This is a genomic window from Xenorhabdus hominickii (assembly GCF_002632725.1).
GTDB classification, from domain to species: domain Bacteria; phylum Pseudomonadota; class Gammaproteobacteria; order Enterobacterales; family Enterobacteriaceae; genus Xenorhabdus; species Xenorhabdus hominickii.
On record NZ_NJAI01000001.1, the window covers coordinates 432,860 to 459,571 of the forward strand.

A 26,712-nucleotide genomic window follows, 5' to 3' on the forward strand; every position below is an offset into this window, starting at 1 on the left:
AGAAAAAGTAGGCGTCATTGACGCCTGCATTATCATTACTACTGAATATCAGTAAAAAGGAAGTCAGACATTACCAACCTATTGCAACACCCGCCCCAAATACCGCACCATCAGAATTATTCCAGCTCGTAGAAGCTCTGACATTGACGTTTTCAGTCACTTTCGCTTGAGTACCAACTGCAATCGCACTCCCATCGCGATATTGCCCCAAGCCCACACCGACACTAAAGCGGTTTGCATTGCTGTAAGGAATATTGGTCATAGCCGCAACACTGGCAATACCGGCGTTAGCACGTTTTTCTACACGGTTAATTTTGTTATCTAATTTGTGAACACTCTGGCGCATTTCTGATTCTAATGCGTTAAAACGTTTTTCAGAGTAAACATGATATTCACCCATTTTCGCATTCATATCCTGAGCATATTTATAGATCCCATCTGTTTTTGCATCCAGCTTATTCATTCTTTCTTCAGAAGCCTTCTTGACGATAGTGATTTTGTCACCTAACTGTTTATTTGTCTCTGAGTCTTTCGTGGGCTGCTCTGCCGCCTGCTGTGACGAACCCGCCTTTGTCACTGAGTCTGTGACCTTTGCTGCTGAATTCGTCGCTTCTTGCGCAGACTGCTCTGCCGCCTGCTGTGACGAGCCCGCTTTTGTCGCTGAGTCTGTGGCCTTTGCTGCTGAGTTCGCCGCTTCTTGCGCAGACTGCTCTGCCGCCTGCTGTGACGAGCCCGCCTTTGTCACTGAGTCTGTGGCCTTTGCTGCTGAACCCGCCGCTTCTTGCGCAGACTGCTCTGCCGCCTGCTGTGACGAGCCCGCTTTTGTCGCTGAGTCTGTGGCCTTTGCTGCTGAGTTCGCCGCTTCTTGCGCAGACTGCTCTGCCGCCTGCTGTGACGAGCCCGCCTTTGTCGCTGAGTCTGCGGCCTTTGCTGCTAAGTCCGCCGCAGCTTGCTCTGATTGTATGACAGTCTGCTGAATTTCAGAAAGCGTTATAAGAGTATCATCTATTTTCTTTACCTTATCTCCAATGTCTTTTTTTAATTCATTGGTAATACTACTCTTAACATCATCAAGCTGTTTTTTATTAACTGCATCGTTCGAATTCTTACCATCGGCAATATTAACTAACCGTAATTGAGTTTGATTATCACCAAAGGACACAACATTACTCTCATCTGCTTTAAAAGTAAGGTTTCCCACAAAATATGAGGTTGTATATGTGGGGTTGGAAAAGAAACCGCGACGGTTCAATTGAGCTACAGTAACTGCATCCTGATCTTTTTCACCATCAGCAATATTTGTTAGATATTTATTTTTAGTGGTATCTGCGCTACTTCCAAACGAAAACGAATTATCTCTGTCAGTTTCAGAGCCTTTTCCGATTGCAACTGCATTAGTATGGTGAGAAACTGCACTTGTCCCCAAAGCAATACCATCATTCTTATGAACAATAGCCCCCACTCCTATTGCAATACTTCGCTCTGCCTTAGCGTTTGATAGATTGCCTATAGCTACCGAATTTTCACTCTTATCATCAATTTTTCCTATAAAAGCAAAAGAGTTAGCACTGGAATTGCCAATTTTTCCAGCGCTCAAAGCAACAGAATGATTGCTATTATGACCAATACTCCCTTCGCTCAAAGCGACAGAACTAAATCCACTTTTTCCAATTGAACTTCCAAGTATTGCAATGGAATTTGCAGGATGAATATCGACATTAATATTTCCTGCATCTACACTACTATCATCTGATACAATATATCTAAATCCTACATGGTAATTTCCATGATGATATATTTTTAAATTTTCTATCAAATTCAAAGGAAGATATTTTGGTACTGGTTCTGAATCAGTACTCGTGCTGGCATATGATACTGATGCCGTACTGATTAACATCAATGAAACCATTGATTTAAATGAAATTTTTCTCATTATTTATTTCACCGTGATAAAAATAGATAAGTTTACTTATTAAAAAAAAGTTAATTCAATGAAACACCAAGAATAGACTTAATCTGTCTTTATTAATTTTTTATAAGAAATTCCATATTTATATAAAACTAAAATAAACACAATTATTATCTGAAAATCAACAATGTTATATATTGCATAAATTGAAATTAATAAATTAAATTAAGATAGTTATACTCGTATTCCTATTGAAATAAGCGCGTCATTAAATATTAAAAATAAATAAAAGACAAGTTTTTTTATTTATAAAAATTACATTACAATGCATATATCAGACTGATTCCATCTTAATATTTTATCTGTTAGCGCTAATTCTATGATTTTATTGATTCTCAATGACTTGTTTAAGATTACTCCGATAATACACTTTAAATTAGCAATTAGACACAGCACTATAATTTACATCAACTCATAATTTAATTCTGAAAAAACATTAATTAATAAAATATTTTAAAAACAAATTAATTAAATTATTTATTTTAAATATGAATATAAAAACATAATAACATCATTATTTATAATAACTCTACTCCTTGCCACATTTACCAATATCACCAGCCCATACTAAAGTTCTAAGCTATAACTTTATTGTATATAGCGTTCGCCTTTTCTTGCCATATCATCATTAAAACAACCTTATAAAAAATAAACATATTTTTAATATCTATCTATTAGGAAGAATCTATGACCCCAGATTGGCTCAGTTTAGCGCTGGATTCCCTTTGGCCGATGCTTTACGCCGGTCTCACATTCACCATTCCCCTTACGCTGATTACTTTCGCACTTGGGATCTCATTAGGATTTATCGTCGCTTTAATCAGACTGTATGGGCCTAAGCCACTGATTGCTGTGGTTCGCTTTTATGTCTGGTTGATTCGCGGTACGCCTTTGTTGGTGCAACTGTTTTTGATCTTCTACGCCCTGCCCAGCGTAGGCATTACATTGGAAGCCTTTACCTCTGCTGTTATCGGCTTTACCCTGAATGTGGGTGCTTATACGTCAGAAGTGATCCGTGCCGCATTGATTTCTGTTCCCAAAGGGCAATGGGAAGCCTCTCACTCTATCGGCATGAGTTGGTGGCAATCACTGCGCCGGATCATACTTCCACAGGCGGCTCGGGTTTCAATTCCTCCCCTGTCCAATACCTTTATTTCGTTGGTAAAAGATACTTCTCTGGCTTCCGTCATTACCGTGCCGGAAATGTTTCTGGCGGCACAGCGCATCGCCGCAGTTACCTATCAGCCGCTTATCCTGTATACCGAAGCCGCTATTCTCTACCTTCTCTTAAGCTCAGTGTTGTCAGCACTGCAAGTCCGGTTGGAAAAGAAATTCGCCCAACAAAGCAATAACCAGCAAAACAACCGTAATAATAAGGAAGCCAAAGATGATTCAGCTCACCAACATTGAAAAAAGTTTCGACGGGCAAAAGGTGCTGAAAAATATTAACCTGACGATAAAGGAAGGCAGTCTGACGGCACTGATTGGCCCTTCTGGTAGCGGGAAAAGTACTTTGCTGCGTTGTATTAATCTGTTGGAGATCCCACAGGCTGGCAAACTGGAAATTGGCAAAGAACAGATTACGTTTAACGGTAAGGATCGGTTGCCGCATCGGGAAATTCAGCGCTTTAGCCTGCAAACGGGCATGGTCTTCCAGAACTTCCAGCTTTTTCCGCATCTGACGGTAATTGAAAATATTATGGAAGGGCTAATTTGGGTACAGAAATGGCCGCGTGAACGCGCCAGAGAACGAGCGCTGGAATTACTGAAAAAGGTCGGGATGTCGCACAAAGCGGATGTCTGGCCGAGTACACTGTCGGGTGGTCAGCAGCAGCGAGTGGCAATAGCCAGAGCGATGGCACCCTCGCCTAAAGTCCTTCTGTGCGATGAACCAACATCAGCACTCGATCCTGAATTATCTAAAGAAGTGGTTTCCGTTTTGAAGCAATTGGCAGGAGAAGGCACTACCATGTTAATGGCAACGCACGATTTACGCTTGGCTGCCAACCTTGCCCATGATGTCGTCTTTCTGGAATCCGGTGAGATTATTGAATCGGGCCCGGCAAAAACTCTCTTTACCCGTCCCAGTAAAGTGCGTACTGGTGAATTTATCTCAACTCTGACAGAAACCTTACCGGATTGGGAAATATAGCAAGCAGTCACGTTTAATATCAGCAACATTATTTACTCGGAGAAACCCATGAAAACATTTTTTAGTTTGTTACTGGCCGGCGCGACTGCCCTTGCGATTTCTGCCCCAAGCTATGCCGGTAAAGATTTTGACGCGGTAAAAGCCTCTGGCGTCTTTAAGGTTGGTACAGAAGGCACTTATCCTCCTTTTACCTATCACGATGCCAGCAACAAATTAACCGGCTTTGATGTGGATATCGCACGGGAAATCGCTCAGCGTCTGAACGTTAAACCTGAATTCATGGAAGTCAAATGGGATGGTTTGATTGCAGGGCTGGATGCCAAGCGTTTTGATGCTGTTATCAATCAGGTGGGAGTTACTCCAGAGCGCGAAGCAAAATATAGTTTCTCTATTCCTTACACAACCTCGCAAGTCGTGTTGATCACCCGCAATAATAACAGTGATATTAAAGCCTTCGCGGATATTAAAGAAAAACGTTCAGCCCAATCACTGACCAGTAATTACGGGCAATTGGCAACGTCTTATGGTGCCACGTTAGTCAGTACGGATGGTTTTAACCAAGCCATTGATTTGGTCGCCACCGGACGTGCTGATGCAACATTGAATGATCGCTTGTCGTTTTTGGATTTCAAAAAACAGCGCCCGAACGCCCCTGTGAAAATCGTCGCCCAAAAAGCCGACGCGAGTAAATCAGCCGTTTTACTGCGTAAAGGCGATCCTGAGTTGGTAGAAGCGGTTAATAAAGCCCTACAAGAGATAAAAAATGACGGAACCTATACCCGTATCTCCGAGAAGTATTTTGGGGTAGATATTTCTAAATAATTAATCTTAAGTACCGGAACAAGTGGTAGGTAATAGATATAGGCGGAAACAACAGAATGATTGCAGAACCTACCAAAGCGCTTGAAGCAACAAGATTTGTTAATTTGTGAAGCTAAAGCTAATCGCACACGCTTTAAGAAGTAATCCCCGGTCACATAACTAACTATGTGACTGGGGTGAGTGAGCGCAGCCAACAAAGCTTCAACTTGAAAAACGATGGATATAGTTCTAATAAAATTGCCCTATACCAAAACCAACAACTCCATCACTATAACACCTCATAATTTTTACTGGTGACCCTGATGTATAGGCTGTCAATAACATCGCATATGCTGCCTGAGCATTTTTACTTGCGTTACTATCGTTAGTAAACTTATTATCGGTACCAGTAATATAATTATACAAAGATATTGTCGTAATAGTATTAGAGTTATTTTCTTTAAAACCAAATGTGATTCTAGCATCTTTATTATCGTCTACTCCCAAATAAACACTCGTTACATAACCCGTTTTATTTAAGTTTTTACTACAATTTCCAGCATAAGCACAGGCATGATTATTTATTACCATTAAAATAAAAAAACTTAAAATAATCTTTAATTTAATTTTCATATCTCTTCTCCTTTTGACCATATTTAATACCTTAATACATATCATGGTAACAAGTATTTACTCACAAGAATAACGTTTGATAAATTGGCATCATAGCATTCGCTAAGGGATAAATTATTTGAAATTTATGGCAGTTTAAAGAATTTACAAATCTTACTGTTCGTTGTAAATTATGACAATTAACCATATCTTGTATCCATGAATTTTCATTGTCAGATAAGCCAATCATATTTCTTGTCAGAAATTCTCCTCGCTGCTCGTGCAAATCTGATAAAAATTGAAGTTGATCAGAGTGCATAAGTGCTGGCTGAGGGCTAGCTAGCATATTTTCAAAATTTGACACTCCTATTGCATTACGATAAATATGTGCCCCACGTTCAGGATTTGGATAAAAAGACCGGTCAGCATTATCAGGATGAGAAAGGCCTACAGCATGACCAAATTCATGGAGTATTATTGTGTATAATAAATTTCCTAATAAAACTTTTCTATTATTGCTTCCAAAAATACCCCGTAACATATTGAGCCATGTATTATCTATAGGAATATGTTGTCTTAAAAAAATACCCGCTGAATTAAATACACTAGGATATCTTTGACGATAATAGTCTAAGCATACACTATTAGCCTCAAACGTAAGTGCAGTCCTGACTTCTGCCACGTCTCCATCTGAGTACAGAACATTATTTACCATATTAGGTGGAACAAATCGTATAATAAAATTAGGTTGTCTTGAACCTGAGTTTTGCTCAATCGTTAAACCATGCTCTCCCAACTGTCTATTCCAATATGCTGCAGCGGCTTCTACAAGAGGGGTGAGGGGAATACTGATCGAATGACCTTGGATTTCATAAGTAATTTCCATTTGAGGATTATCCAAAGTATATCCTATGTGACCTCCGTAACTAGATACCGCAGAATACATGTTTTGTTTATCTCTTGATAATAAAAAAGCTATATGAGTGTATGCTGGATCAGGAGGTTCAGTTTGAGCTATTGCCTGTGCTGTAGTAATAAGTAGAATAAATATAAATATTTTTTTAATGAGTTTCATATTCTAACCCTTTTATACTAAATGATGACTCCGTTGCGATTTTTTGGATTAATTTGAATGAATTTTTATTTTGGATAAATATATTCGGCGAGTACTAAAAATTGCCTAAAAGGAAATTTAATCACTCCGCATTACATTAACGTAATTCTTAATTAACTGGAAACATTACTCCATGATATTATAATGATAATATTTAAATTTCAGAATATCGATAAAGCAATAAAGCACGTTCTTGTCTACACTCAATGTCTTTTCAAAGCGGTCTCATCTATTTACTAACTAAACTATAAAGTATGGTGACGTTTTGTCAATGTCGATCAGCCCTTTCAGGAGAAGTATTGACAAAATATTCCCGCCAATTCAGTACACATTATTATAGAAATTATCTTGTTATAAGAATTACATTGTTATAAAACCAGCACCCATTTAATGTCATGTTATTATTGAAATAGACTTGGGCTGTGGCAGTGACTGCTGCCTACTCTGTCGGGGAGCAATGTTGAAAAAATACATTGAAACTATGGGCGGTGAAATGATATTTGGTGTCAAATTGCCTGACGGGAAATTAAGGAATTTTTCTAGTTAACAAATATGGGGCCGTACCCCACATTTGTTAACTACAAATCAAGTACTAACCGCCTCCCTTTTGCCCGGGAACAACAAATCAGCATTGATGTCTGACTCTGTTTTTCCTCATCACTAAAATATTGGTCACGATGATCTGCTTCACCTTCTAAAATCATTGTTTCACACGTACCACACACCCCTTCACGGCACAAACTTTCAACAGAGACAACTTTATTTTTTTCAATAACTTGTAGAATTGTTGATTCGCTATCGACTTCCAACTCAACGCCAGATTTAGCCAGAAAAACGGTAAACGTATCTCCTGTTTTATCTTCAAGAGTGAATTGCTCAAAATGCAATTGATGGCTGGGAAACCCAGCCTTTTGTGCCGCTTGTTTTACACCATCATTCAATGAATTTGAGCCACAGGTATAAACATGACTTCCTTCTGGTAATTGAGAGATAAATGTATCGAGTTCAAGCCGAGTACCTTCGGATGAGATATGGCAAACTATCTTATCCTTAAACCCCGATGCCATTAGCTCTTGGGTAAACGCATTGTCATTGGCATTCCGGTAGCAATAATGCAGTTCATATTCAGCATTTTGTTTTTGCAATTCATGCAAATGGGACATAAAGGGCGTGATCCCAATTCCACCCGCTATCAATATATGTTTTTTCGCTTCAGGCACTAATGCAAATAAGTTATTCGGCTCAGAAACAATGAGTTTGTTTCCAATAGCCACTTTTTTGTGCATAAATGCCGAGCCACCACGGGAATGCTCTCCTCGCTTAACCGCAATTTGATAACGTTGTTCATCAAAAGGAGAATTTAATAAAGAATAGGCATTACTATAATGGTTGTCATCATCCTGCATCTGTACAAAGAGGTGACTACCACTGGTAAAAGAAGGTAACTGTGTGTTTTCATCCGGTATTAGCGTAAATCGTTTAATTGTTGGTGTGATTGTCTCAATATCACTGACAATAACACCAAGCTTCTGATAAGTAGACACAAGCAACTCCTGATTATTCATTAAAAACCTTGGCAGAGATATTTCAGCTCTAAATAATCGTCAATACCGTGAGTAGAACCCTCACGCCCCAAACCAGACTGTTTTACTCCGCCAAAGGGAGCAACTTCATTAGAAATAAGGCCTGTGTTAATACCTACCATGCCATATTCTAATTTCTCTGAAACTCGCCAAATGCGTTGCGGGTTTTCACTGTAAAAATAGGCAGCAAGCCCATAAATGGTATTATTGGCAGATTCGATAACGCTATTTTCATCATCAAAAATAACCAGAGGTGCAATCGGCCCAAATATTTCTTCTTCTAATAACAGGCTATTTGTGGGGACATTACCGAGTACCGTGGGGATAAAGAAATTGTCACCTAAAGCATGACGTTTACCACCACATAATAAATCTGCCCCTTTATTTAATGCATCATCTAAAAGAAACTGAACTTTATCTGTCGATTTCGCGTTAATCAACGGGCCTATTTGTACTCCTTGATCAAAACCATTCCCCATTTTAAGTTTTTGTGCTTCTTCAACAAAACGCTGGCTAAATGTTTGATAAATAGCTTTGTGAATATAGAAACGATTCACACAAACACAGGTTTGACCTGCATTACGGAATTTGGCGGCAATCGCTCCTTCTACCGCTTTTTCGATGTCAGCATCATCAAAGACAATAAAGGGCGCATTTCCCCCTAATTCCAAAGATACTTTTTTTATACTGTCTGAACATTGACGCATTAATAAACGCCCAACCTCCGTTGAACCCGTAAAACTCAGTTTGCGTACCCGATCATCTGTAGTAAGTATTTCACCAATAATACGTGAATGACCCATGATAATATTTATCACCCCCTCAGGAATACCTGCCCGAATGGCTAGCTCCACCATTGCCAATGCTGTAAAGGGGGTTTCGTTCGCAGGCTTTATTATTATGCTACAGCCTGCTGCAAGTGCAGGCGCTGCTTTGCGGGTAATCATTGCAGCCGGAAAATTCCAAGGCGTGATAACTGCGCAAACACCGACCCCTTGTTTAATCACCATCAAGCGTTTGTCTGCCGTTGGCGAAGGAATAATTTCCCCGTTTATACGCTTTCCTTGTTCTGCAAACCACTCAATAAAAGAAGCAGCATAGACGATTTCGCCTTCAGCTTCTGCCAGTGGCTTTCCTTGCTCTGAAGTCATAATTGCCGCAAGCTGTTTTTTGTTTTCACTGATCAAGCGAAACCAATTTTGCAATAACTGAGCACGCTGATGAGCAGTAAGCGCCCGCCATTGCGGTAATGCATCGTGTGCAGCTTGAATGGCTTTTTTCGTTTCACTTGCTGCCATATTAGGTACTTGCCCGATGATCTTACCTGTTGCAGGATCAGAAACATCCAATGTTCCTTTATCGTCGGCATCGCACCACTGTCCATTGATGTAAGCCTGCTGACGAAAAAAAGGATTATCTGAAATATTCACTTAATGACCTCACTGACTAAGCTCATGACATAATTGCCTTTACCCTGCGCCATTTTATTCATGGTAAGTTTGAGCAATAAGATTGTGAAAATAAGCGATACCGTGTTCACTAATTCCACTTCCTGAACTATCCGCCATGATGCGTCCCTGACCGCGATAACCCCGCGATTTAAGCCCTTTTTGTACGCTTTCAACTAAGCACAGGTCTTCTGGGCGAAAAACGTCACGATACCATTCAATCAACGTTTGCTGTTCTTGAGTAATATCTTCATTCGTAAAGTAAATATCGTAATGTTGCAGCGTGGTTTCTGCATCTATCGGGAATTCATATATCACCGTCATCATGCCTTTAATTGGTGTAACGTTGTACATGGTACAAGGCCATAACCAAAAACCGTGGAATGACGACTCTCCTTCAAATTGAAAAGATTGATCGGAAGGGATCGCATGCCCGAATTGCAATGACCATTTCTCATGCATGGTATGCCAATAACGATCGACCTGAACGGACGTTGAAAAACCGGGATGTGCCGGGCCACAGTGATAACATTCCAGATAATTATCAACAATGCTTTTCCAATTCGCAGGTGTTACTGTCGTGAAACGATCGGCCAGCTTTAAATCATAAACTTCAGGGCAGGCTTCTAACACTTTAGCGCCTAATCCCGGTAACTGTTCCTCAACCGTACCGGCTTCCATATCCATATTAATAAAAACGAAACCCGCATACTCTTCCAATTTTACCGGGGTTAATTGAGCTAAGTCTTTATCAAAATTAGCGACATTTTCGCAATTACGGGCATGTGCCAAAGAGCCATCTAGCTTGAATGTCCATGCATGATAAGGGCAAGTAATCACATTTTTGGCCTTACCTTCCCCTGTCAATAATTGGTGCCCGCGATGAGGACAAACGTTAAAAAATGCACGCAGTACTTTGTCGCGCCCACGAACAATAGCAATGTTCTCACCAATAATTTCACGCGTAACATAATCGTTAGGATTAGCCAGCTCACTACTGTGCGCAACACAGATCCAGCTCTTGGCAAAAATCGCTTCTTTCTCATAATTAAACACGTCTTGAGAAGTATAGAAACGAGCAGGCATGGTGTATGCTTCTGTTGGATTTGCACAAAAATCTTTGGGTAATGTGAAATAAGAGTCTTGAATGCTCATATCAATTCCTACCGTGAATTTACTTGTATTGTTAATTTACTTACCGTGTTAATCATTTAACGAAATTGATGCCGTTGATGAAGCCATAGCGGGTTCGGTTGCTTTTTTCTGTGTATATGCTTTTTTCTGCATAGAGGTCGGCGCAATAACATGCTCTTTCTGGTTTAAGCTATCAATAAGATGTACAGGAACATGTGCATAGTCTTGTTTTATCCAGCGAATAAAACCGTATGTCTTAATCAATAGAACCACTAAAAAAGGCAATGCAGTCAGCACTACAGTGGTTTTCATTGTCTCTAAAGAAGCTTGCGTAAATAGAATTGAAAGTGGAATTAACGTAATCACCACACACCAGAAAAGACGTAATTTTCGGCTCGGATCTTGGCCTTCACTTAAATTACGCGTACTGGTTGCAGCCATGGTATAAGCCACGGCATCCATATGTGAGGCCAAGAAAATAATCATGATAAAGAGATAGGCAGCAAGGAAAAATTGGCCTAATGGCAATGCACTCAATAACTGGTGAACAGCCGTTTCTCCACCCAAAGTATTCAATATTTCAGGTACATTAATAGCGCCGGTAATAAATTGGTGCATTGCATAACTCTCCAGGACACCAAAGAAGAACCAGCAACCAAAAGTACTGCCTAATAACAATGCCCAAATCACTTCTTTAATTTTACGGCCATGAGAAACTCTGGTTACAAACATGGCAACACCGGGGGTATATGAAATCCACCATAACCAGTAGAATACCGTCCAACTCCGCGTAAATTGACCATCTCCCATCGGGTCGGTAAATAAGCTCATTTGCAGGAAATGCTGCGTTGTCAAACCAACCGCATTAATCATGTTATTAATGCTAAATTCCGTCGGCCCTACAATCAGGACAAGTAAAGCAAAACCCAATGCTCCCCATCCCACCATTTGACTTAAACGCCGCATACCATTATCAATACCAATATAAGAACTTAAACAAAAGATCAATGCTGCTAATAATGTAATGCCAGCTTGCACGATAAAATTATTAGGCATACCTGTTAATGAAGAAAGTCCGCCACTTAATGTCGCCGCAGTAACCACTAAAGAAATCGTTAACGCTCCTACAGTGGCAATTAAGAACGTCATATCAATGAGTCGTCCCCAAAAACCATGCGGATTAATTTTGATAATTGCGGAAATAATCCCTGATAAACTCAACCCTTTATTTTTTCTGACATGAAAATGGTAAGCCATGATCAGTGAAGCAAGTGCATAAGTTGCCCAGGCGCTTAACCCCCAATGGAAAAAAGAATAACTGATACTGTACTCCAGCGCTTTAGGGGTTTGAGGCGTAATATTAAGGCCAGGTGTCTGGTAATAATATGCCCATTCCATTACCCCCCAATATAAAGTCGATGAGCCAAGCCCTGCACAAATAAACATAAAGAGCCAAGGTATCGTGGTATAATCTGGTTTTCCTTCACCAAGCCGAATATTTCCGTATTTACTTAACGCCAGATAAAGCACAAACATCAAAGCGGCAAGAACTAATATTTGGATTGTTGATCCAAGTAAGCGAGTCAGCCCATTAAAAATTTCATTAGCAATAACACTTGTTTTCTCAGGAAATAAACTGAGTGTTATTGCTATAACAACAATACAAGCCAGGCTTATTACAATTAAAGGAACATCTTTCTTTGTATTGCTCAACATGAAACCTCCGTTTTTTCACTTTGTGCATCCCTCTTTTGGGTATCCATCTTTTGAATGTCCCTTTTTTGAGTATAGAAACAAAGTGCCTGTTATCGTTGTTATGATTACGTTTATGCTGGTATAGACACAACAAAAGGAAAACGTGAAATAAGTGGGAACGACACTTACCTCCTCTTTTGGTTAACAATTAAAATATATTATTGATACATGATTTAAACAATTGGTTGAATAGTAAATAGATAAAACACGTATCGTAATTAATGTTTTGTGACATACATTAATAATCAAAAGAGTAACGGTGATGGCTAACAACAAAAAGTAAACTATAATTAAAAGTCACACCCTAAAAACGAGTGTGATTTTTATAAGAAGTAAAGAATAAATAAATTATTTTTTAATTAATTAAATGGTTAATAATGGCTTCCCCAACCTGTTGAGTCGATGCTTCGCCTTTCATATCTGGCGTAACAATTCCTTTCGCTATCACCACTTCAATTGCAGATAAAATATCATCATAGGCATCTTGATAACGTGTATCGCTTTCTCCTGACATGCCTTTACCTAAGAACTGTAACATCATGGCCCCAGCCCAAATCATTGCAATAGGATTGGCAATATTTTTGCCATAGATATCTGGCGCAGATCCATGAACAGGTTCAAATAAAGAAGGAAAATGCCTTTCCGGATTCAGATTAGCAGAAGGTGAAATCCCAATCGTTCCAGTACATGCCGGCCCCAGATCAGAAAGAATATCGCCAAACAAATTAGAAGCAACAACGACATCAAATCGTTCCGGATTTAATACAAACCGGGCACAAAGAATATCAATATGTTGTTTATCCCATTTAATATCAGGATACTGTTTTGCCATCTCTTCAAAACGCTCATCCCAATAAGGCATGCTAATCGCCAATCCATTTGATTTAGTGGCAGACGTTAATAATTTACGCGGACGATTTTGGGCTAATTCAAACGCATATTTTAATATGCGATCAACACCACGGCGGGTAAAAACCGATTCTTGGATCACCACTTCATGTTCCGTACCTTCATGAAAACGGCCACCAATAGTAGAATATTCTCCCTCAGTATTCTCTCTGACAACATAAAAATCGATATCTTCCGGTTTTTTGTTCGCTAACGGGCAAGGCACCCCCGGTAAGAGACGGACAGGCCGCAAATTGACATATTGCTGAAAATCACGACGGAATTTAAGCAATGAACCCCAAAGCGAGATATGATCAGGTACCGTTTCAGGCCAGCCAACAGCGCCAAAATATATGGCATCAAACGCCATTAGCTGCTTAAACCAATTATCAGGCATCATTGTGCCGTGCTTAAGATAATAGTCACAACTGGCCCACTCGAAATACTCAAACGATAAACAGAGATCCCACTTTTCAGCTACAGCCTGCAATACCCGAATTCCTTCCGGAAGAACTTCATGGCCAATTCCATCCCCCGGAATTGCAGCAATCTTAAACGGTTTTTTCATTAGATATCTCTCATTTATCAGGATACAAAATTGACTTTTGAGCTATCTTATAATTGACTGATTCGTATTCAATCTTAAAAATGTAGAAACATAATTTACGATTTATGAACAATCTTCCTATTTTACAGGATCTGCGGGTTTTTCTTTTAGTCGCCAAGAGAGCAAGTTTTGTTGCAGCAGCCGAAGAAATTGGGGCATCTCCGGCCTTTATCAGTAAACGCATTGCGATCTTAGAGAACATATTGAATGTCACTCTATTACACAGAACAACACGTCGGGTATCGATTACGGAAGATGGTGAACGAATATACGAATGGGCACAACGTATTCTCAATGATGTTCACCAGATGCTTGATGAACTTTCTGAACTTCGGCAAGAACCTCAAGGAACAATTAGGGTAGTCAGTAGTTTCGGTTTTGGGCGGAAATTCGTTGCGCCTGCTTTATCAGCACTCATTCAGGCCTACCCACAATTGGAACTCCGGTTTGACGTGGAAGATCGCATTGTAGATTTAGCGACTGAAGGCATTGATTTAGATATTCGTGTTGGTGATGATATTGATAATAACCTTATCGCACGCAAACTTGCGTCTAACCACCGGATCCTTTGTGCATCCCCCTCTTATCTCACGCGTAATCCGATGCCAAAATCACTTAATGAACTCCCTGCTCACTCCTGTCTGGTGATCAAAGAGCGAGATCACCCCTTCGGAATTTGGCAGTTGCAAAACAGTACTGGCTCTCAATCGGTGAAAGTCACCGGGCCGATGTCATCCAATCATGGTGAAATCATTCATCAATGGTGCCTTGATGGTCATGGCATTACCCTGCGCTCTTATTGGGATGTCAGAGAAAACATCAAGTCAGGTACATTAGTCCATATTCTTCCTGAATATTATCAATCAGCTAATATCTGGGCGGTCTACGTCACACGTCTAGCCATGTCTGCTCGTATCAGAGTAACGATTGAATTTTTAGAACGCTATTTTCAACTTCATTATTCAGAAAAAATTGAAGTTAAATCAGATCAATAGTGATTAAAATACCGGATAAAAACAGCGCCTTGTCGGTAACTTGATGTGGAACCACGACCCCATACTTAACTGGTTAATTATTAGTTAAAACAATACATCCCATGCTGTATTATTTATCCTCCCTACCAATAAATAATATAAAGAGAAAATAATGACAGCAAAAACAACACAAAACTACATCATTCGCCCCATTAACCAGCAAGATAATTCAGGTATTGCCACAGTGATCCGTGAAGTCTCCGCCGAGCATGGCTTAACCGCAGACAAAGGTTTTGCTGTTGCTGATCCGATTCTGGATACACTGTACGAAGTTTACAGCCAGCCACGCAGCGCTTATTGGGTCATTGAAATGGATGGGGAAATTGTTGGCGGCGGAGGTGTTGCACCACTTGCAGGTGGTGATGGTGATACCTGTGAATTGCAGAAAATGTACCTGTCATCCGTATTGAGAGGAAAAGGCGTAGCCAAGCAAATTGTGCAGAAATCTCTGGAATTCGGTACACAACAAGGGTTTAAATGCTGCTATCTGGAAACAACAGAAACGCTGAAAGCTGCCATTGCCCTGTATGAAAAACTGGGCTTCAGCCATATTGATGAACCACTGGGCAATACAGGCCACAGCGACTGTGAAGTCCGGATGATCAAGGCACTATAACGACCATAATCACCAATAAATAAGCCCCACAGTTTAAGTGGGGCATTTGGCGCTGACAAAAATTAGTGCAATCTGCGTTCATCTTCCTCAGGCGGGAAGAGATCGACTTCATCGTCTTCATCATCTGGCGCGTTGGGATCTTCAAAGTACGTCCCCCAACCATCGTAATTAACACCGATCTTTTCAGCCAAATCCATCAGTTGCTCAACCTGTACGTTGATCAGTTCAGCTTCTAGGCGACTTTCACTAATCACATCGCAACACATCAAAACAACGCGATCTTCCGTTTCCAACTCTTCCGCATCTGTTACTTCATAGCCTAACTTAAATGCTTCGAGGGCGGCCTTCTCCAGTTGATCAAAGTCTTCCGCCGAAAAGTGGTGCTCAATGATATAAAGCGCTTCTGGATCACTGCCATCTTCCAATAATTCTTCGATGATCAAACGAGTCTCTTCACGCTGTTCTTCTAAAGCATGTGGGTCTGCCATGCCAATCCCCTCTATCTGTTGGCTGTCCAATTTTTGCATTCTCCCATCTTTTTTCTACAAAGGATATATCTATCCAATTTTGTTCAAGGAGAAGTACAAACCGTAAGCGACTGATTCATAGTCAGTCTTAATAACTCCCCCCTCATGAGCTCCGAAAACAAAGCTTGTAATTGAATTTTTTATCGATATATATTGAATATAAATTCAATTTTTCACTAATGGAGACAATGCGTAATGAACCCATTATTTCAACGTAACTTACTTAGATTGCTTGATATTACACCAATAGAAATTAATGCTCTTTTAACATTGGCTCATAAATTAAAATCGAATAAAAAATCAGATAAAGAATCGCCTTTACTCAAGGGAAAAAATATCGCCCTGATTTTTGAAAAAGACTCTACTCGTACACGCTGTGCATTCGAAGTTGCTGCCTACGATCAAGGTGCCAATGTCACCTATTTAGGCTCAAGTGGCAACCAGATTGGGCACAAAGAATCCATCAAGGACACCGCGCGAGTACTTGGACGCCTGTATGATGGAATTCAATACCGTGGTCACAGTCAGCACATTGTTGAGACATTAGCGCAATATGCCGGTGTTTCCGTTTGGAATGGCCTGACTGATGAATTCCACCCGACTCAGCTGCTGGCCGATTTAATGACGATACAGGAGCACAGCGATAAGCCATTGTCTGAAATCAAATTTGCTTATCTGGGCGATGCCCGCAATAACATGGGCAATACCATGTTGGAAGCAGCCGTATTAACGGGCATGGATCTTCGTTTGGTCGCACCAAAAGCTTGTTGGCCAGATACACATTTGGTTGCAGAATGCCAAAAACAAGCGGAAAAAACTGGCGGCCAGATCACTCTGACAGAAAATATTACGCAAGGTGTGAAAGACGCGGATTACCTGTATACCGATGTTTGGGTATCCATGGGCGAACCGAAGTCAGTCTGGCAAGAACGCATTACGTTATTGAAGCCTTATCAGGTCAATATGAATGTCGTGAAATTAACGGGCAATCCTAAAGTGAAATTCCTGCACTGTCTTCCCGCTTTCCACGATGAAGAAACGATGCTGGGTAAACAACTTGCGGAGGAATTTAATCTATATGGTGGGTTAGAAGTCACTAATGAAGTATTCGAATCAGAACACAGCATTGTGTTTGATCAGTCGGAAAACCGAATGCATACTATTAAGGCGATAATGGTAGCAACGCTGGTGAAAGAACTGGATTTGTAAAAAAAAAAAATGAATCACCAGTCACATAGCCAACCATGTGACTGGTGTAAGTCATGCAAGCAACAAAGAGACAATGCGAAACATAAAAGATATACCATTAATATCGTCATTTACTGGTAGAGGAAGATAGGGTTACTCATCAACAATATATAATTTTGTAAAATCTCTATTTCCCATTATTAAGAGCTTAGATATACAGCCAAAATTATCTGTTATTTGAACCATACAACCTGAATCATACTCTGGACGTTTAGAGTTATAATTATCACAATATCCAAGAGAAGCTCTGATAACATTATTGTCAGTATTTAGGCGTATCTTTCTATCACCATCAGGTAAATCGACATCTACCATCAGACTATTAACTGAAATTTCTTCTATATCAGAAGAGAACGCTATACCCATTCGTAATGGGGCTTATTTTGATTAGTATTGCAGATAATTCCGCCGACTTCGATGAGTTGAGCTTTAAAATCAATAAGCTCATAGCCTTTTATTGTTAATGAATCAGGTAACTTCCAATAATAAATATCGGTACCTACGTAATGTCCGCTTTCAAATTCATTCTTATAAGCTTCTTCAGTTTTTATTTCAAGTTCATGACCTTGTAGTCCATATGCGGCACGTGGGCTTTACCGACACTATTTCTGACTGCGGATTCTTCGCTACCCCAACGTTTGTGAATTTTTGTCCATGAATGGTTACCTCAGCTATAAATTCTCTTCTAGTCCCGGCATCGCCCCTCACTCTCAGATAACGATAAACAGTATCAGGAGAGGTAGTGATAGCATCATTCACCTCACTTGAGTTAATTGCGCCATTTATATTTTCCCCCGAATTCCTTCATCGAAGTCATTCTTGGTTTTATCACATGCCCAACCTGGATACATGGATGTCCCCGGTTTCAAATTCGAAGCCCGCGCAATAAGCGTCACACTCTCTTTTTCTTCATCAGTTAAAGGTTTATACATGCCATCAACTAGTTTCAAAATAGTAACCTCTACCTTAACTTGCTGATTACCATTCTCATAAAGTCTGTCTGTCGTTTTGCTATTTTCTGGAAAAAATTTAACATCAAATTGGAGAAAATTAATTTTCATTTATATATTTACCCGCTTTGTTTATACAGTGCCCATGATAGTGAAACGATAAATAGTGGAGTAATTTATTCATAAGATATGAATACATAAAAATTAACCACTATTTGCATAAATTTTATGATCGTTATTCAAATTGTCTAAAAAAACAAATATAAATTAATTTAATATTGGATATGAATTAATATATACCTTTCATCTTTCGAGCTAAAAATAGAAGTTTATTAAGTATATATTAATTGTAGAATAAAAATATCAACGGCGGCTCAATACCAATTTAAATGCAAAAAATAAAAAGATCCCCCCTGTTGCCCGATTCATCCACTTAACAACACTTTCACGGCGTAAGATATGGGAAAGTGGGCGTGTGGCATAAATCAGTGATAATGACCACAATGTGCCGAGTAATACATGGATCGTCACCAAACTGAATGTCCATAAAATGGGTGAATGCCCTTGCGGAATAAATTGAGGCAAAAATGAAACATAAAACACGCCCATTTTTGGATTCAACACATTACCTAACATGCCTTTGATAAACCAGTTTGATGCCTTGACTGAAGAAGATGTTTCCCCCGCTAATGTCTGCTTGGGACGCAGAATCATTTGGCTCCCCAGCCAGAATAAGTAAAGCGCTCCACACCATTTCAGAATATTGAATGCCATTTCAGAAACTGCAATCAATGTACCAAGGCCAAATGCCACCATTGCTCCCCAAATAAAACAACCCGCATTAATCCCAAGGGCAGCATGAAAAGCCTTTTTACCCCCTTCTGCCGTTGCGGTTCTCAAAACCAATGCGGTATCCAACCCGGGTGTCAATGTCAGTAATGTAGCAGCCACAACAAATGCAAGCAGAGAATCCACGACCGTCATGTTTTATCTCCAAAATCAGAGTGTGTAAAAATGTTTACTGATGATGCTAAATGACACTCATATATTCAACAGGCACGGTTTTCGTCAACCAAACACCGTTATCCGCCTGATGGAATTTAAATCCCTGTTCATACATCAACTGGGATTCAATTTTCAGGATAATCGCCGTAGATTTGTCCGCCGATAAATGCACGTAATGCCGCGTTCCTGCTACGAGCCCTTGTTTAAAGATGGAATCCAAAAAACGGGTAGCTGTGCCGTGGTACAAAATGCCAGGAGGAGCTTTCTCTTGATAGCAGATATCTACCTGCTGTGTTGAATGCCCTTGTACTGCCCTTATGCGCTTCTGATCGGCAGAAATAGCAAACCGTTTTTTGTCATTAGTATCGACAATCGTCTCAATCAGCGCGCAGTTCAAACGCTTACCATGCTGAGCCGCACATTTTATCAGCATACCGATATCAGCCCATCCTTCGTTATCCAATGTTAAGCCTATGGATTCCGGCTGATGACGCAGAACATAGCTTAAAAACCTACTAGTTTTAGTAAAAACGTGTTCCATATTTTTCATCTGTTAGTCTTAATATGAATTCCCTATTTTTGATGATAATTGAATCTGCGTTTCATCACCCACTGCTTTAAATAATCGTCCAGTAACTCGTGACGTTGGTCGCGCTTATCCCTAAGTTCACATCGTGCCAATGTCTCATCCAATTCCGATTCGATAAAAGCATAAATCCTCGGTTTACGCAGGCCATATTCTGTCTCATTCGCTGTCCGTTTAATCCTCAGTAGATCATCAATTTCCAGTTTTAATTGTGGATCATCCACCGTTCCCTTAACCAACGTTTCAAAATCTATCGGTGGGACGCCTTTACCCATTTCGATCCAGCGAACAGCAAGCAATGGACGCAATACGTAAAAGTACTTTTTAAGCCGAATTTCCTCACCTTGTAGATAGGCCCGGAAATTTTTCTTTGCCATAGAAAGATAGTGATAGCGGGCTTTAATAGCCGAAAAAAAATGTGGCACCATCGCTTTCAGCCCATTGGCCGCTACCGGATCGGCATGGTAAATAATGGGAGAATCTAACCATTCCATCAAAGTTGGGTTTGCCTGTTTCAACAATTTTAAAGTTTTGCGTAATTCCCAACCACAAATATCCAATTCATCACTGATAGGTAATTCGATTACGTCCCGCTCCGCTTCCACTTTGAGATACCAATCCATCTGATGGACATAAATAAACCGCACATCGTAATCACTGTCAGGTGAGGCAAAACCCCACCCACGACTACCAGATTCACAAGCGTACAGTATCATCACGCCATAGTTTTTTTCTATATCAGCCAATTTCTGTCTAATGCACGAACGCATGGCAGAGCTGACGGTGGTTATTTTTATTTCCTTTTCCATTTCTTCCATCTTTTCTTATCTTATTATTCTTATCCTTTTACACACACCACCTGACGCAGGGTATGCACGATTTCCACCAGCGATGACTGCGCTTCCATTACGGCATCGATATCCTTGTACGCCATTGGAATTTCGTCGATCACATCGCTGTCTTTACGGCATTCTACATGCGCAGTAGCCCGTTTTTGATCGCTGACGGTAAAGCGTTTTTTCGCCTCGGTACGGCTCATTATGCGCCCCGCTCCGTGGCTGCATGAACAAAAACTCTCTTCGTTTCCAAGACCACGGACGATATAACTTTTCGCTCCCATCGAACCCGGAATAATCCCCATCTGGCCTTTACGGGCAGATACCGCACCTTTACGTGTTACCAGAACATCTTCACCATAATGCTGCTCGCGCTGCACATAGTTATGGTGGCAATTCACCGCTTCCTGCTGTGTCGTAAAGGGTTTTGGGATCTCACGTGACAACGCTTCCAGCGCACGGTGCATCATCACTTCCCGGTTTTGACGGGCGTAATCCTGCGCCCAACTTACTGCTTCCATATAATCGTCAAAATAGCGGCTTCCTTCCTCGAAATACGCCAAGTCGCGATCTGGCAGGTTAGCGATATGCTGCTGCATATCTTGCTGCGCCAGTGTGATAAACAAATTACCGATAGCGTTACCTACACCACGGGAACCGCTATGCAGCATTACCCAAACACGATCCGCTTCATCAAGGCATAACTCGATAAAATGGTTCCCCGTTCCCAGTGTTCCCAAATGCTGATGGTTATTAGTGTTCAACAATTTGGGGTATTTATCGGTAATACACTTAAACCCATCCGCCAACGTCGCCCAATGTTGATCCACAATCTCCGGTGCCTTATTCCAAGATCCTTTATCGCGGCTTCCTCTATTCACGGTACGCCCATGTGGTACAGCGGCTTCGATGGCATGGCGGATATTCAACAGGCTATCCGGCAAATCAGACGCTACCAGTGAAGTACGCACCGCAATCATTCCACAACCAATATCCACCCCAACCGCAGCCGGAATAATGGCACCGCGTGTCGGGATCACGCTACCAATCGTAGAACCCTTACCGACATGCACGTCCGGCATTACTGCCAGATGTTTGAACACAAAAGGCATTTTGGCGGTGTTTTGCAATTGAATAATGGCTTTCGGATCAACCGGAACTCCATTTGTCCACATTTTTACAGGTGCGCCATTCTCTTGCGTCAATAAGTTATAAGCGTTGGTTTTCATTTCAGTTGTTGTCATTTTTGTTATCCTTTAATTTGTACCAGTCCGTTTAGAACCTGATCTAAACCGCCATATACAGAAATTTGATTAATACGTTCAGCGATACTTTCCAATGTTTCTAATTCTTTCAAACGTAAAGCAATTGGGTTGTTTTCCATCACTTTCGCGGTGTTCAATAGTGAACGTGTCGCCGCAGTCTCTTCTCGACGGCGGATCACGTTAGCCTGTGCGGATTTTTCCGCTTCAACGACTTGCGACAAAATGGCTTTCATATCGCCGGGTAAAATAATGTCTTTTACCCCCAAAGAGGCCACTTCCAGACCAAAATCTTCCGTCATCTGCCGGATTTGTTTGCTTACAAGTTCATCAATAACTTGTTTGTTTTCCAGCAATTCATCCAACGAACGAGTCCCAACCACCTCTCTCAGGGCAAATTGCAGCTCACGGTACAAATATGCCACTGGTTCACTCAGTTGTTCGTAAGCCATCAGTACATCGTGATAACGCCAGTTGGCCGATAAGTTGATGCGCAAATTGACTTTGTCACGCGTCAAAATTTCTTGCCCACCCACTTCCAGAGCCTGCAAACGGGTATCGACGATCTCAACGGTTACGTCATATCCAACTCGCCAGTAACCTTTTAAACCGGGTAGTAATAACGCCTGCGCTGCGCCATCCACTTTTAAAACTCCGACATGCCAGGCTGGAATTTGGGCGATCAACACACTATCCAACCCTTTCACGCTCCGTTTACGCGACATAGAAGAGGCAAGCAAAGAAACCAGCTCAGGCGAAACTTCCAGCTCTGAAGATTTAAGCACCTCAATGCGACGAGGATTACCATTTTTCCAATATAAGCAGCGCGTTGCAGGGGACAAAATCTCCATCAGAACTTCATGCTCATACAGCAATCCCATCTCATCATCCCCAATCTGGATGCCATCACAATATTGTTCTACCCAGTCGCAATGGTGTTGGTGCAAATGCTCCGCCAGAGCTTCTTCAACTTGTGCTTTCGAGCGTGTATCTACGATCTCAACCGTGACCTCATGCCCAAAACGCCAGTAACCTTGCAGACCCGGTTGCAATAATTTCTGCACCATTCCGTCAATTTTCAAAATCCCGATATGCCATGCAGGGATCGTGACGAGTAGTAAGCCATCCAATCCTTTTACACTGCGCTTACTTGCCTTTGAAGGCTGCAATAAAGTCAATAACTCGGGAGAAACAGCCTGTTCTGCAGTTTTGCGTATTTCAATTCGACGCAGGCCACCATTCGTCCAATACAGACGACGAGTCGCCGGTGATATAATCTCTATCAGCAAATCATGTTCATACAGCAACCCCATTTCATCTTCGGCAAGCCGAAGATCATCACAGTGCTGTTCAACCCAATCGGCATGGTACTGACGTAAGTGTTCCGCCAGTTTGGTATCAATTTCGGTACCATCCAGTTCAAAAACCGTCAATTTCAGTTTGTTGAACCAGTCATAGAAACGATATTCACCTGCCGTCAAAATCTGTTGGTACTCACCCTCTTTTGCCAATAAGCCAATCTGTCCCTGCAATATTTTTATTTTTTTCATCATGGTTATTTTCCTTTTTATATTCCCTTCATTCTGAAAACTGGGCATCAAAGCGAAACTAAAGGGGGGATACATCAGTACTCAAACTACAGTAGCTCAGTATCCTGCCTTTAACTCAGCGACATCTGCCGATGTCTTCAAAATGGTCACTCTCAACAGGCAGTCACGGGTTTTTATTTTTTTGTTTTAGCGCGTATCCGATAGAACCCTAAGTTGCTCGTCAATTGTCTGTTCACTGACGGAATACATGCAGTGTAATGACCTCTGCCATCACCCATGCACCGGCTGGATTTTGAATCCATGCTATTTCAGTGTGTTGACTCCCTGCTTTATTGCCAATTGCGTGCCAACGTTGAAAAAAAGCAGAAATACTTTTTATCTATTTGAAAAATAATTGTTTTTATTTTCATCTATTTTTGGTGATTGTTTTTACAGTTTAAATTCCTTATCTTTTCATATCGTTTTTTATAAATTTAGATAATTAAAAACAGGGAAGATAATGAAACGCAGAGTCGCCATTGGGGTGTTGGGTACAACGCTGGATAGAAGAGGCAAGAAGGCCAATCGCTGGGAAAAATGGCGTCCTACCATTGGCATGTGCCAACAACCAGAGCTGCCGATTGATAAACTAGAGTTGTTATACCAGCCCAATGACGCAGTTCTGGCGCAGAGAGTAAAAGAGGATATTGAACAAGTTTCACCACAGACAGAAGTGGTGTTGAACGCAATCCAAATCGCAGATCCGTGGGACTTTGAAGAAGTCTATACTGCTTTGCTGGATTTTGCTGTTCGTTATCCTTTCGATATTGAAAACGAAGAGTATCTGGTGCATATCACGACCGGCACCCACGTTGCACAGATCTGTTGGTTCCTGTTGACCGAAGCCCGTTATCTGCCCGCCCAATTGCTCCAAACGTCCCCTCAAAGTGGCGATCACGAGAGCCATCCTGAGGGCATTTACACGATTATCGATTTAGATCTCAGCCGCTATACCACCCTGACCAGCCGCTTTTTACGTGAACAGCAGGAACAAGTGGCGTTTCTGAAATCCGGTATCGCCACACGTAATGCCAATTTCAACCGTCTGATCGATCAAATCGAACGTGTCGCTCTGCGCTCTACCGCGCCAATTCTGCTTACGGGGCCAACGGGGGCCGGTAAATCTTTTCTCGCGCGCCGGATCTATCAATTACAGCAATCGCGTCATTTACTCAAAGGTCGGTTTGTGGAAGTGAACTGTGCTACCTTGCGTGGTGATAATGCGATGTCCACGTTGTTTGGTCACGTCAAAGGGGCATTTACAGGGGCGATCCAACCACGTACCGGACTACTGCGTGAAGCCAATGGCGGCATTTTGTTTCTTGACGAAGTGGCAGAGCTGGGGTTGGATGAGCAGGCGATGTTACTGAAGGCCATCGAAGAAAAAAGTTTTCTGCCTTACGGTTCGGATAAGGAAGTACACAGCGATTTCCAATTAATTGCCGGTACACACCGCGACCTGCGTGATTGGGTCGCTCAGGGCAAATTCCGCGAAGATTTGTATGCCCGCATCAATATGTGGACTTACCAACTGCCCGGCCTCGCACAACGCAGTGAAGATATCGAGCCGAACATTGATTATGAACTTGCCCGCTATGCACAAATGCAACAAACACAAGTTCGCTTCGATAAGGAAGCACGGCAGACTTACCTGCGTTTTGCCTGTTCTGAACAGGCGCAGTGGCGGGGGAATTTTCGTGAGCTTAGTGCATCAGTCGCACGAATGGCGACATTCGCCGAAAATGGACGTATTAATCAACTCTCGGTTGACGAAGAAATCATACGACTCGAGCAAAATTGGCACGGAGAAGAATGCTCTTCTCTGCTCCCCGATAATTTTCCGGAAATTGATCTGTTTGATCGCCAACAATTGGAAACAGTAATTAAAGTCTGCCGCGAGTCCAACAGCTTATCGGAAGCGGGACGTAAATTATTTGCCGTTTCACGCCAACAGAAAAAACAGCCCAATGATGCCGATAGATTACGCAAGTACCTTGCCCGATTCGATCTGGATTGGGAGAGCATCCAACATTATTAAAACAACAATAAATAAGAGAGCGACAACATGGAACTGAAATTTTTAGGCACCAGTGCAGGCATTCCCACCAAAGAGCGCAACGTCACCAGCTTGGTGCTCGATCTACAGGGCATCCGCAACGCACTCTGGATGTTTGATTGCGGCGAGGGTACACAGCACCAAATCCTCCACTCCCCCATCAAAATCTCCAAGCTGGAAAAAATCTTTATCACCCACCTGCACGGGGATCACATCTTCGGTTTACCCGGATTATTGTGTAGCCGTTCGATGGGAGGATCTACTGATCCCCTGACTTTATACGGGCCAACGGGCATACGTCAGTTTGTGGAAACTGCATTACAGCTAAGCAGCTCTTTCCTGACCTATCCACTAGAGATTATCGAAGTTCAACCCGGCCAACTGTTTGATGACGGAGAATTGAAAGTCACAGCGTATACTCTGAACCATCGTGTAGAGTGTTATGGCTATCGTATTGAAGAGCACGACAAGCCCGGTTCGCTCGATGCCCAAAAGCTGAGCCAAGATGGCATTCCCCGTGGCCCGTGGATGCAGACACTGAAACAAGGCGGCACGGTAACGCTGGAGGATGGCCGTACGATTTGTGGAAACGATTACTTAGGCACTCCGATCCGTGGCAAGTCACTGGCCATTTTCGGGGATACCGAACCTACGCCGGAAGCGCTGAAATTGGCCGCTAATGTTGATGTGATGGTGCATGAAATCACGCTGGAAGATGCATTTGCCGCAAAAGCCAATGAACGAGGGCATTCCACCACCAAACAAGCCGCAACACTGGCGCAGGATGCCAAGGTGAAACATTTTATCGCCACACATATCAGTGGCCGATATGGTCTCGAAGAGTGCCCGAGATTATTGGCAGAGTGTCGGGAAATCTTCCCTAATACCGATCTGGCCGAAGATTTTGCGGTATTTACAGTGAAGTAATTTCCGTTAAAAA

At 41.6% G+C, this 26,712-nt stretch carries 24 protein-coding genes; 8 read left to right on the forward strand and 16 right to left on the reverse strand.

What is annotated here, in order from left to right; genetic code table 11:
- Positions 1-70 precede the first annotated feature (70 nt).
- Positions 71-1,933: a YadA-like family protein gene (locus tag Xhom_RS01825; RefSeq protein WP_099139636.1), complete on the reverse strand. Its 1,863-nt coding sequence runs from the start codon at positions 1,931-1,933 to the stop codon at positions 71-73.
- A gap of 723 nt (positions 1,934-2,656) precedes the next feature.
- Between Xhom_RS01825 and Xhom_RS01830 the strand changes: the two genes are divergently transcribed.
- The 3 genes from Xhom_RS01830 to Xhom_RS01840 are packed head-to-tail and all read left to right on the forward strand — an operon-like array spanning position 2,657 to position 4,943.
- Positions 2,657-3,379 (forward strand): amino acid ABC transporter permease, encoded by a 723-nt coding sequence (locus tag Xhom_RS01830; protein WP_069317156.1) that lies wholly within the window; start codon positions 2,657-2,659, stop codon positions 3,377-3,379.
- Positions 3,357-4,121: an amino acid ABC transporter ATP-binding protein gene (locus Xhom_RS01835; protein ID WP_069317157.1), complete on the forward strand. Its 765-nt coding sequence runs from the start codon at positions 3,357-3,359 to the stop codon at positions 4,119-4,121. Before Xhom_RS01830 ends, Xhom_RS01835 begins: the two co-directional genes overlap by 23 nt.
- A 48-nt stretch (positions 4,122-4,169) precedes the next feature.
- Entirely contained in the window at positions 4,170-4,943 is a 774-nt protein-coding gene (locus tag Xhom_RS01840) for an amino acid ABC transporter substrate-binding protein (protein WP_069317158.1), read from the forward strand.
- Positions 4,944-5,171: 228 nt separating this feature from the next.
- On the opposite strand, the gene Xhom_RS01850 is transcribed toward Xhom_RS01840, so the two are convergent.
- The 7 genes from Xhom_RS01850 to Xhom_RS01885 form a co-directional block, all read right to left on the reverse strand.
- The gene (locus Xhom_RS01850) at positions 5,172-5,555 is read right to left on the reverse strand and encodes a hypothetical protein (RefSeq protein WP_069317159.1); all 384 of its coding nucleotides are present in this window, start codon (positions 5,553-5,555) and stop codon (positions 5,172-5,174) included.
- A 61-nt stretch (positions 5,556-5,616) separates the two neighbouring features.
- Positions 5,617-6,609, reverse strand: a complete 993-nt coding sequence (locus Xhom_RS01855; RefSeq protein WP_069317160.1) for a zinc metalloprotease — start codon at positions 6,607-6,609, stop codon at positions 5,617-5,619.
- 617 nt (positions 6,610-7,226) lie between these two features.
- Complete coding sequence (locus Xhom_RS01865) at positions 7,227-8,192, reverse strand: PDR/VanB family oxidoreductase (protein ID WP_069318499.1); 966 nt, start codon at positions 8,190-8,192, stop codon at positions 7,227-7,229.
- Positions 8,193-8,212: 20 nt separating this feature from the next.
- Positions 8,213-9,661 (reverse strand): NAD-dependent succinate-semialdehyde dehydrogenase, encoded by a 1,449-nt coding sequence (locus Xhom_RS01870; protein ID WP_069317161.1) that lies wholly within the window; start codon positions 9,659-9,661, stop codon positions 8,213-8,215.
- Between the two features lie 54 nt (positions 9,662-9,715).
- Positions 9,716-10,834: an aromatic ring-hydroxylating oxygenase subunit alpha gene (locus Xhom_RS01875; protein WP_069317162.1), complete on the reverse strand. Its 1,119-nt coding sequence runs from the start codon at positions 10,832-10,834 to the stop codon at positions 9,716-9,718.
- Between the two features lie 48 nt (positions 10,835-10,882).
- Positions 10,883-12,529: a BCCT family transporter gene (locus Xhom_RS01880; protein WP_274540172.1), complete on the reverse strand. Its 1,647-nt coding sequence runs from the start codon at positions 12,527-12,529 to the stop codon at positions 10,883-10,885.
- Positions 12,530-12,923: 394 nt separating this feature from the next.
- Positions 12,924-14,024: a tartrate dehydrogenase gene (locus Xhom_RS01885; protein ID WP_069317163.1), complete on the reverse strand. Its 1,101-nt coding sequence runs from the start codon at positions 14,022-14,024 to the stop codon at positions 12,924-12,926.
- 104 nt (positions 14,025-14,128) lie between these two features.
- Between Xhom_RS01885 and Xhom_RS01890 the strand changes: the two genes are divergently transcribed.
- Complete coding sequence (locus Xhom_RS01890) at positions 14,129-15,058, forward strand: LysR substrate-binding domain-containing protein (protein WP_069317164.1); 930 nt, start codon at positions 14,129-14,131, stop codon at positions 15,056-15,058.
- A 151-nt stretch (positions 15,059-15,209) separates the two neighbouring features.
- Positions 15,210-15,713, forward strand: coding sequence for a GNAT family N-acetyltransferase (locus Xhom_RS01895; protein WP_069317165.1), 504 nt, complete (start codon positions 15,210-15,212; stop codon positions 15,711-15,713).
- Between the two features lie 62 nt (positions 15,714-15,775).
- Here Xhom_RS01895 and rraB read toward each other — a convergent pair whose 3' ends face one another.
- Positions 15,776-16,201, reverse strand: coding sequence for a ribonuclease E inhibitor RraB (rraB, locus tag Xhom_RS01900; RefSeq protein ID WP_069318500.1), 426 nt, complete (start codon positions 16,199-16,201; stop codon positions 15,776-15,778).
- Between the two features lie 234 nt (positions 16,202-16,435).
- Between rraB and argF the strand changes: the two genes are divergently transcribed.
- Positions 16,436-17,449: an ornithine carbamoyltransferase gene (gene argF / locus Xhom_RS01905; RefSeq protein ID WP_069317166.1), complete on the forward strand. Its 1,014-nt coding sequence runs from the start codon at positions 16,436-16,438 to the stop codon at positions 17,447-17,449.
- Between the two features lie 132 nt (positions 17,450-17,581).
- Here argF and Xhom_RS01910 read toward each other — a convergent pair whose 3' ends face one another.
- From Xhom_RS01910 to Xhom_RS01940, 7 genes are all read right to left on the reverse strand, one after another.
- Positions 17,582-17,854: a hypothetical protein gene (locus tag Xhom_RS01910; RefSeq protein ID WP_145957424.1), complete on the reverse strand. Its 273-nt coding sequence runs from the start codon at positions 17,852-17,854 to the stop codon at positions 17,582-17,584.
- Positions 17,855-18,270: 416 nt separating this feature from the next.
- On the reverse strand, positions 18,271-18,549 hold the full coding sequence (locus tag Xhom_RS01915; protein WP_069317167.1) for a hypothetical protein: 279 nt from the start codon (positions 18,547-18,549) through the stop codon (positions 18,271-18,273).
- 252 nt (positions 18,550-18,801) lie between these two features.
- On the reverse strand, positions 18,802-19,422 hold the full coding sequence (locus tag Xhom_RS01920; RefSeq protein WP_069317168.1) for a LysE family translocator: 621 nt from the start codon (positions 19,420-19,422) through the stop codon (positions 18,802-18,804).
- A gap of 46 nt (positions 19,423-19,468) precedes the next feature.
- Positions 19,469-19,993: an RNA 2'-phosphotransferase gene (locus tag Xhom_RS01925; protein WP_418384642.1), complete on the reverse strand. Its 525-nt coding sequence runs from the start codon at positions 19,991-19,993 to the stop codon at positions 19,469-19,471.
- A gap of 23 nt (positions 19,994-20,016) precedes the next feature.
- Positions 20,017-20,847: a nucleotidyltransferase domain-containing protein gene (locus tag Xhom_RS01930; protein WP_069317169.1), complete on the reverse strand. Its 831-nt coding sequence runs from the start codon at positions 20,845-20,847 to the stop codon at positions 20,017-20,019.
- Positions 20,848-20,867: 20 nt separating this feature from the next.
- Positions 20,868-22,094 carry an RtcB family protein gene (locus tag Xhom_RS01935; RefSeq protein WP_069318502.1) on the reverse strand — a complete coding sequence of 409 codons (1,227 nt, stop codon included), beginning with the start codon at positions 22,092-22,094 and terminating at the stop codon, positions 20,868-20,870.
- A gap of 20 nt (positions 22,095-22,114) precedes the next feature.
- The gene (locus Xhom_RS01940) at positions 22,115-23,194 is read right to left on the reverse strand and encodes a slipin family protein (protein ID WP_069318503.1); all 1,080 of its coding nucleotides are present in this window, start codon (positions 23,192-23,194) and stop codon (positions 22,115-22,117) included.
- 982 nt (positions 23,195-24,176) lie between these two features.
- On the opposite strand from Xhom_RS01940, the gene rtcR reads away from it, so the two are divergent.
- Positions 24,177-25,754, forward strand: coding sequence for an RNA repair transcriptional activator RtcR (gene rtcR / locus Xhom_RS01945; RefSeq protein WP_069317170.1), 1,578 nt, complete (start codon positions 24,177-24,179; stop codon positions 25,752-25,754).
- Between the two features lie 27 nt (positions 25,755-25,781).
- Positions 25,782-26,699 carry a ribonuclease Z gene (gene rnz / locus Xhom_RS01950; RefSeq protein ID WP_069317171.1) on the forward strand — a complete coding sequence of 306 codons (918 nt, stop codon included), beginning with the start codon at positions 25,782-25,784 and terminating at the stop codon, positions 26,697-26,699.
- Positions 26,700-26,712 lie beyond the last annotated feature (13 nt).